This is a genomic window from Streptomyces sp. SAS_281 (assembly GCF_052542855.1).
In genome coordinates, this window is sequence record NZ_JBMNDO010000193.1 from 1 (window position 1) to 9,621 (window position 9,621).

The 9,621-nt window shown below is 73.4% G+C and carries 2 protein-coding genes; both read left to right on the top strand.

Annotation, left to right across the window (positions count from 1 at the left end):
- Nucleotides 1–2,566, top strand: a 2,566-nt coding sequence (locus ACN6LM_RS36770; RefSeq protein ID WP_445069771.1) for a type I polyketide synthase, incomplete at its 5' end; no start/stop codon positions are given.
- A gap of 44 nt (nucleotides 2,567–2,610) precedes the next feature.
- On the top strand, nucleotides 2,611–9,621 hold a 7,011-nt coding region (locus ACN6LM_RS36775; RefSeq protein ID WP_445069772.1), incomplete at its 3' end, for a type I polyketide synthase.

Genomic DNA, 9,621 nt, shown 5'->3' on the forward strand with positions numbered 1-9,621 from the left:
CGCTCAGGGGTGCAAGACGAAGCGGCTGGCGGTGTCGCATGCGTTCCACTCGGCGTTGATGGAGCCGATGCTGGAGGAGTTCCGTGAGGTCGCCGAGTCCGTGACCTACGGGCAGGCGCGGGTGGCGGCGGTCTCCACGGTCACCGGTCTCGCGGTGGAAGGGGAGTGGTCGACGGCCGAGTACTGGGTCGACCAGGTTCGCCGGCCGGTGCGGTTCGCGGATGCGGTGGGGACGTTGGCGGGTCGTGGTGTGACGACGTTCGTGGAGTTGGGGCCGGATGCCGCGCTGGTGCCGATGGGTACCGAGTGCGTCACCCCGGACGGCGACGGTGACGGTGATGTCGATGAGGTCGCGTTCGTAGCGGTCCAGCGTCGTGACCGTGACGAGGTCGTGGAGCTGCTCACCGGCCTCGGGCGGCTGTACGCCCGGGGGGTGAAGGTCGACTGGCGGGCGTACTTCGCCGGTACCTCCGCCCGTACCACCGACCTGCCCACCTACGCCTTCCAACGCAAGCCCTACTGGTACGACTTCGCCGCCGAGGCGTCCGCGTACCGCCAGCCGTCCGATGCGGACGACCTGCGGTACCAGATCGCCTGGGACCGGATCGCGGAGGCGCACGAGGCCGGTCCGACCGGACCGTGGATCGTGGTGGCGCCCGACGGCCGGGGCGAGGACCAGCCGGTCACCGCGATCACCGGTGCGCTCACGCGCCGCGGTGCCGAGGTGGTGCTGATGGAGGGCGCCGGCGAAAACCGGGACGCGCTGGCCCAGCGGCTGCGTACCGCCGCCGGGGGACCGGCCGGTGTCCTGTCCCTCCTCGCTCTCGACGACCGGCCCCACGACGCCCACCCGGAGCTCTCGCGCGGCACCGCCGCGACCCTGCTCCTGGTGCAGGCGCTCGACGACGCGGGCATCGGCGCGCCGCTGTGGTGCGCCACGACGGGCGCGGTGGCGGTCCACGGCTCCGCCGAGGTCGCCAGCCCCCGGCAGGCCGCCCTGTGGGGCCTGGGCATCGGGCTGTCGCTGGACCAGCCGGACGTGTGGGGCGGGCTGGTCGACCTGCCCGCCGACGTGGACGACACCGCCGCGCGGCGGCTGTGCCACGTACTGGCCGCGCGGCCGGGCGGCGAGGACCAGGTCGCCGTGCGTCCCGACGGGGTCTACGCCCGCCGACTGGTGCGCGCCCCGCTCGCCGCCGTTCCCGCGGCGCGGCGCCCCGCGCTCGACGCGGCACGACCGTCCGGCGACGCCGGGAACGGAACCGTGCTGATCACGGGCGGCACCGGCGGCGTGGGCGCCCATGTGGCCCGCATGATGGCGGCCGACGGCGCCGGGCACCTGCTGCTCACCAGCCGGAGCGGACGGGCCGCCGAGGGCGTGGACGCGCTCTGCGCCGAACTGGAGGCCCTGGGCTCGCGGGTGACCGTCGCCGCTTGCGACGTGGCCGACCGCGACGCGCTCGGACGGCTGATCGGCGGCATCGCGGAGGACCGGCCGCTGACGGCGGTGGTGCACGCCGCCGGGGCGGCGCAGAGCCCGGGCCCGCTCACGGCCATGACCCTCGGCGAACTCGCCGAAGTGGCACGGGCGAAGGTGCTCGGCGCGGCCCACCTGGACGAGCTGTTGGGCGACCGCTCGCTGGATGCCTTCGTGCTGTTCTCCTCGGGCGCCGGAGTGTGGGGCAGCGCCGGCCAGGCCGCCTACGGCAGCGCCAACGCCTATCTGGACGGGCTCGCCCACCACCGCCGGGCACGCGGCCTCGCCGCGACATCGATCGCGTGGGGTTCGTGGGAGGCCGGCATGGTCGACGCGGAGGTCAGCGCGATGGGCCGGCGGATCGGGGCGCCCGCCATGAGCCCGCGCCGGGCGGTCGGGGCGCTGCGCGAAGTGCTGGGACGGGGCGAGGGCCACGTCGTCGTCGCCGACTTCGACTGGTCGCGTTTCGCGCCCACGTACGCTCTCGCCCGCCCCCGGCCCCTGCTGGACGCACTGCCGGAGGCCCGGGCGGCCCTGGCGGCGGACGACGACACGGCCGGGGCGGAGGATTCGGGGCTCGTCGGGCAGCTGGCCGCGATGTCGGCCGCCGACCAGGAGCGGACGCTGCTCGACCTGGTGCGGACGCATGTGGCGGAGCTGCTCGGGTACGACGCGCCGGGCGCGGTCGACGCGACCCGCGCCTTCGACGACCTCGGATTCGACTCGGTGGCCGCGGTCGATCTGCGCAGCCGGCTCACGAAGTCGGTGGGCAGGAAGCTGCCGGCCACCATGGTCTTCGACTTCGCGAGTCCGACGGCTCTGGCCGGCTTCCTGCGTGCCGAGCTGTGCCAGGACGGCGACACCGGAGAGCTGCCGGCGCTCGCGGCACTGGACCGCCTGGAGACCACGGTGGCGGCACTCGCCCCGGAGGAGATCGAGCGCATGGGCATCAGCGGTCGGCTGCAGGCGCTCCTCGGGCGGCTGACCGGAAGTGACGGGGAAATCGGCGGCGATGTGAGCGATCAGCTCCAGTCGGCCTCCGCGGATGACGTCTTCGACTTCATCGACAAGGAATTGGGCCTCGCCTGATCGCTGGGAACGTGGCCGCCGGACAAAGGATTCGTGGGACTGACATGGCGAACGACGACAAGCTGCTCGATTACCTCAAGCGGGTCACCGCTGATCTGCACCAGACCCGGCACCGGCTGCGCGAATTGGAGAGCGGGGAGCAGGAGCCGGTCGCCATCGTGGCGATGAGCTGCCGCTTCCCCGGCGACGTCAATTCGCCCGAGGACCTGTGGGACCTGGTCGACGGGGGCCGGGACGCCATCACCGGCCTGCCCGAGGACCGGGGCTGGGACCTCGAGGAGCTGCTCGGCGAGGGGCCGGACGGCGGCGGGACGAACTATGTGCGCGGCGGCGGGTTCCTGAGGGACGCGGGCGCCTTCGACCCCGGCTTCTTCGGTATGAGCCCCAACGAAGCCCTGGCCACCGACCCCCAGCAGCGGCTCGTGCTGGAGGTGTGCTGGGAGGCGTTCGAGCGGGCGGGGATCGACCCGGAGACGCTGCGCGGCGGTCCGGTCGGCGTGTACGTCGGTTCGGGTGCCCAGGACTACGGGGACGTGGCCGGCGCCGCTTCCGACCTGGTCGAGGCATACATGGCCACGGCCAGCGCCGCCTCCGTCATATCCGGCCGTGTCGCGTACACCCTCGGACTGGCCGGCCCGGCGATCACCGTCGACACCGCCTGCTCCTCGTCCCTCGTCGCCCTGCACCTGGCGGTCGGCGCCCTCCAGCGCGGCGACTGCACGATGGCGCTGGCGGGCGGCGTGATGGTGATGTCCACCGCCGCCCCGTTCGTGGCCTTCAGCCGGCAGAAGGGGCTGTCGGCGGACGGGCGCTGCAAGGCGTTCTCGGATGCCGCGGACGGCACCGGCTGGTCCGAGGGCGCGGCCGTGGTGCTCCTGGAGCGGCTGTCGGAAGCGCGGCGCAACGGCCACCAGGTCCTCGCCGTGATCAAGGGCTCGGCGATCAACCAGGACGGCGCGTCCAACGGGCTGACGGCGCCCAACGGCCCCGCGCAGCAGCGGGTGATCCGAGAGGCACTGGCCGACGCGCGCGTCACCGCCGCACAGGTCGACGCCGTGGAGGCGCACGGCACCGGTACGACCCTGGGCGACCCGATCGAGGCGCAGGCGCTGCTCGCCACCTACGGCCGCGACCGCGACCCGGACGACCCGCTGTGGCTGGGCTCCCTGAAGTCGAACCTCGGCCACGCCCAGGCGGCGGCCGGGGTCGGCGGCGTCATCAAGATGGTGATGGCGATGCGCAACGGCAGGCTTCCGCAGACCCTGCACGTCACCGAACCCTCCCGCCACGTGGACTGGGAAGCGGGCGCCGTCGAGCTTCTCACCGAGGCGAGGGACTGGCCGCGCGTGGACCGCCCGCGCCGGGCCGGTGTGTCCGCGTTCGGACTGAGCGGCACCAACGCCCATGTGATCCTGGAGGAGGCGCCCGCCGCGGAGGACACCGAGGCAGCCGGTTCCATGAGCCCCGCGGCCGCCGGGAACACCGGCGACACGGTGACCGACGAGATCCCGGCGGCGGGCGGTGGCGTGCTGCCGTTCGTGGTCTCGGGCCGCGGCGGTGAGGCCCTCAAGGCACAGGCGGCCCGCCTTGCCGCCTTCGTGCGCGAACACTCCGAGCTCTCGGACTCCGACATCGGCCGGGCCCTGGTCACCACCCGGGCGCGGATGGAGCACCGTGCGGTGGTGCTCGGCGCCCGGCGGGACGGTCTGCTGGAGGGTCTCGACGCGCTCGCCGACGGCGGCAAGAGCCCGCTCGGGGCGCGCGGCACGGTCGTCAACGACGCCAAGGTCGCGTTCGTCTTCCCCGGCCAGGGCTCCCAGTGGCGCGGCATGGCAGTGGAACTGCTCGAGCAGGCCCCGGAGTTCGCGGCACGGCTGGATGAGTGCGCCAAGGCGCTGGCCCCGTTCGTGGACTGGGACCTGCTGGCCGTACTGCGCGGCGAACCCGACGCTCCCACCCTGGACGAGGTGGACGTCGTGCAGCCCGCGCTGTGGGCCGTCATGGTGTCCCTGGCCGCACTGTGGCGGGCGCGCGGCGTGGAGCCGGACGCCGTCGTCGGGCACTCGCAGGGCGAGATCGCCGCGGCCTGTGTCGCCGGCGCCCTCTCGCTGGAGGACGGCGCACGCGTCGTCGCCCTCCGCAGCAAGGTCATCCGCCATGAACTCGCCGGCCGTGGCGGCATGATGTCGGTGGCTCTGCCCTCCGCGCAGGCGGCGGAGCGGCTGCGCGGCTGGGACGGACGTCTCCAGCTCGCCGTCGTCAACGGCCCCCGGTCCGCCGTGGTGTGCGGCGACGGCGAACTGCTGGACGAGCTGAAGGAGCAACTGGACGCCGAGGGCATCCAGGCCCGCCGCATCCCCGTGGACTACGCCTCCCACTCGATGTTCGTGGAGGAGATCCGGGACAGTCTGCTCCAGGTGCTCGCCGATGTGCGCCCGCTGGAGCCCTCCGTACCGTTCTACTCGACGGTGACGGGCGAGCGGCTGAACGGTGCCGTGACGGACGCCGAGTACTGGTACCGCAACCTCCGCCAGACCGTCCTGTTCGAGAAGACGACCCGTGCCCTGCTGGCCGACGGGTTCGGGATCTTCATCGAGAGCAGCCCCCACCCCGGGCTGCTGGTCGGCATGAAGGAGACCATCGAGGACGCGGGCGCGACCGCCGCCACCGTCGGTTCCCTGCGCCGTGACGAGGGCGGCATGGAGCGCTTCGCGACCTCGCTGGCCGAGGCGTACGTCCACGGCGCACCCGTCCGCTGGAGCGACTTCTTCACCGCGTCCGCCACCGGCGCGACGGTGGCTCTGCCCACCTACGCGTTCCAGCGCGAGCAGTTCTGGATCAAGCCCTCGACCGATCTCGGCGACGTCGCGGGCGCCGGCCTGGAACCGGTCGGCCACCCGCTGCTCGGCGCCGCCGTCGCGTCACCGGACGCCGGCACCGTCGTACTGACCGGCCGCATCTCGCTCAGGACCCACCCGTGGCTGGCCGACCACGTCGTGGACGGCACCACGCTCTTCCCCGGCACCGGCTTCCTGGAGCTCGCCGTGCGGGCGGGCGACCACGTGGGCTGCGCCGGAGTCGACGAGCTGACCCTGGAGGCCCCGCTGATCGTCCCGGACCGCGGCGCGGTCGCCCTGCACGTGGCGGTGGACGCCCAGGACGCCACCGGGCGGCGCACGGTCAACGTGTACGCCCGGGCGGAGGGCACCGGCGCCGGCTGGACCCGGCACGCCAGCGGTGTCCTCGCGCCCGTGGCCGCCACCGAGGACACCGGCCTCACCCAGTGGCCCCCGGCCGGCGCGGAGCCCGTCGACACCGAGGGGTACTACGACTCCCTCGCCGCGGCGGGGCTCACCTACGGAACCGCCTTCCAGGGCCTGCGTACGGTGTGGCGGTCGGGCGACGAGATCTTCGCCGAGGCCGAACTCCCCTCCGGTGTCCGCGCCGACGGTTACGGCCTGCACCCGGCCCTGCTCGACGCCGCGCTCCACACCGTGGGCCTGTCCCGCATCGCCGGCGACGAAGCCGTGCTGCCCTTCGCCTGGACCGGTGTCACGCTGCACGCCGAAGGCGCCGCCGGGGTACGGGTCCGGGTCACCCCCGTCCGCGAGGACAGCGTCGCGGTCCTCGTGACCGACCCCGCCGGCAGGCCCGTCCTGACCGCCGAGGCCCTGGCCCTGCGCAAGCTCGCCGAACAGCGGCCGGCCCAGGGCGACGCCGCCCTCAACGACGCGCTGTACCGCGTCGAGTGGACCCCCGTGCCCGTCGTCACCCACGGCTCCCCGACCACACGGGCCTGGGGCGCCGTCGGCGACGAGGAACAGGCCGCCGACCTGACCGTCCTCACCTTCGACGAGGACCCGGCCGCCGACCCGCGGGCCGTCCACGCGGCGGCACACCGCGTACTGGGCGTCCTCCAGACGTTCCTCACGGACGAGCGGTACGCCGCCTCCCGGCTCCTCGTCGTGACCCGCGATGCCGTGCCGGCCGGTGACCAGCCGGCCGTGGACCTCGCAGGCGCCGCCGTGTGGGGCCTGGTGCGCTCGGCCCAGTCCGAGAACCCGGGCCGCATCCTCCTCGCCGACCTCGAAACCGGCACCGGCCTGGACGCCGTGCTCCCCATGCTGACCGGTACCGGCGAACCCCAGATCGCGCTGCGCGCCGGAACCCCGCACGCCCCGCGCCTGGTCACCACGTCCGGGACCGACCAGGCGGAGCCGCCCTCCTGCGACCCGAACGGAACCGTCCTCATCACCGGCGGCACCGGCATGCTCGGGCGGCTGTTCGCCCGCTACCTGGTCACCGCCCACGGCGTACGCCACCTGCTGCTCACCAGCCGCTCCGGAGCCGCCGCCGAGGGAGCGGCGGAACTCGTCGACGAGCTGCGCACCCTGGGCGCCGAGACCGACATCGTCGCCTGCGACGTGGCCGACCGGGACGCCCTGGCCGCCGTGCTGGCCGATGTGCCCGCCGACCGGCCGCTCGTCGGTGTCGTGCACACCGCGGGCATCCTCGACGACGGCATCATCGGCTCGCTGACGCCCGAACGCGTCGACACCGTGCTGCGGCCCAAAGCCGACGCCGCCTGGAACCTGCACGACCTCACGCAGGACGCCGGACTCGCCTTCTTCGTGCTGTTCTCCTCGGTGGCCGGCGTGTTCGGCAACCCGGGCCAGGGCAACTACGCGGCCGCCAACGCCTATCTGGACGCCCTCGCGGCGTACCGGCGCGCCCAGGGGCTCCCCGCACACTCGCTCGCCTGGGGCATGTGGGCCCAGGGCAGCGGCATGACCGGCGACCTGAGCACCGACGACCGCGGCCGCATCGGACGGACCGGCGTCGTCGCCCTCTCCGACGAAGAGGGCCTCGCCCTGTTCGACGGCGCCCTCCGCCTCCCCGTGCCGGCCGTCGTCGCCGCCAGGCTGAACCTCTCCACCCTGCGGGCGCAGGGCGAGACCATGATGGAACTGTTCCGCACCCTGGTCCCCGGTGTACGGCGCCGCCGCGCCGGGACCGGCGTCGAGGCGGGCGGCCTGGCCCAGCGACTGGCCGCACTCGCCCCGCACGCACGCGAGGCCGCCGTGCTCGACGTGGTGTTGCGCCAGGTCGCCGACGTGCTCGGCTTCAGCTCCGCGTCGGCGGTCGAGCCGGAGAGGGCGTTCAAGGACCTGGGCTTCGACTCCCTGCGCGCCGTCGAGTTCCGCAACGCCGTCAACGACGCGACCGGTCTGCGCCTGCCGGCGACCCTGGTCTTCGACCATCCCAGCCCCCTGGTGCTGGCCCGCCACCTCCTCACCCGGATCGGCGGACTCGACGGCGCCGCCGCCGGCCCGACGTCCGGTGCCGCGGGCACACCCGACCGTGCCGCGGTCACGACGGACGAGCCCATCGCCATCCTCGCGATGAGCTGCCGCTACCCGGGCGGCGCGGAATCGCCCGAGGACCTGTGGCGGATCGTCGCCGAGGAGACCGACGCGATCGGCGAGTTCCCCGGGGACCGGGGCTGGGACCTGACGGAGCTGTACGACCCGACCTCGTCCCGTGAGGACACCAGCTACGTCCGCCACGGCGGATTCCTCTACGGGGCGGGCGACTTCGACGCCGACCTCTTCGGCGTCAGCCCCAACGAGGCGCTGTCGATGGATCCGCAGCAGCGGCTGCTGCTGGAGACGTCGTGGGAGGCGCTGGAGCGCGCGGGCATCGACCCGCTGTCGCTCAGGGGCACCCCGACCGGCGTCTTCGCCGGAATGATGTCCCACGACTACAAGTACAACAGCAGCACCGGGGCCATCGCCTCCGGCCGCATCTCGTACACCCTTGGTCTTGAGGGGCCGGCGGTGACGGTGGACACGGCGTGTTCGTCGTCGTTGGTGGCGATGCACCTGGCGGCGCAGTCGCTGCGTTCGGGTGAGAGTTCGCTGGCGCTGGCCGGCGGTGTCACCGTCATGTCCACCCCGGAACTCTTCGTGGAGTTCAGCCGCCAGCGCGGCCTCGCCGCCGACGGCCGCTGCAAGTCCTTCGCTTCCGCCACCGACGGGACCGGCTTCTCCGAGGGTGTGGGTGTGCTGGTGCTGGAGCGGCTGTCGGACGCCCGTCGCAACGGGCACCGGGTACTGGCGGTGCTGCGTGGTTCGGCGGTCAATCAGGACGGTGCGTCGAACGGTCTGACGGCTCCGAATGGTCCGTCGCAGGAGCGTGTCATTCAGCAGGCTCTGGCTGCGGCCGGTCTGACCACCGCCGATGTGGACGCGGTGGAGGCGCACGGTACGGGTACGCGGTTGGGTGACCCGATCGAGGCGCAGGCGTTGCTGGCGACGTACGGCCAGGGCCGGCCGGAGGGCCGCCCCCTGCTGCTCGGCTCCATCAAGTCGAACATCGGTCATACGCAGGCGGCTGCTGGTGTGGCAGGTGTGATCAAGATGGTGATGGCGTTGCGCGAGGGTGCGCTGCCGTCGACGCTGCATGTGGATGAGCCGTCGCCCGAGGTGGACTGGTCGGCGGGCGACGTGCGGCTTCTGCGGGAGCAGGTCGCCTGGCCGGTTGTGGAGGGTCGTCCGCGTAGGGCGGGTGTGTCGTCGTTCGGTCTGAGTGGGACGAACGCGCACGTGATCCTCGAAGAAGCGCCTGCGGTCGAAGAGCCTGCCGAGGTCGCGGCCGCCGGGTTGCCGGTGGTGCCGTGGGTGGTGTCGGGCCGTAGCGCGGAGGCGCTGCGGGCGCAGGCGGCAGCGCTGCTCGCGCATGTCGGGTCCCGTCCCGGGCTGGACGTTGTCGACGCGGCGTTCTCCCTGGCGACGTCGCGTGCGTCGTTGGAGCACCGTGCTGTGGTGGTGGGTGCGGACCGGGATGCGTTGGTGAGTGGCCTTGAGTCGGTGGTGTCGGGTTCTGGTCGTGTGGTGGACCGGGTTCGGCGTGGTCGTGTGGCTGTGTTGTTCACGGGTCAGGGTGCTCAGCGGGTGGGGATGGGGCGTGAGTTGTATGGCGTGTTCCCGGTGTTCGCGGAGGCGTTCGACGCGGTCGTGAAGGTGTTGGACGAGCGGTTGGGTGTGTCGGTTCGT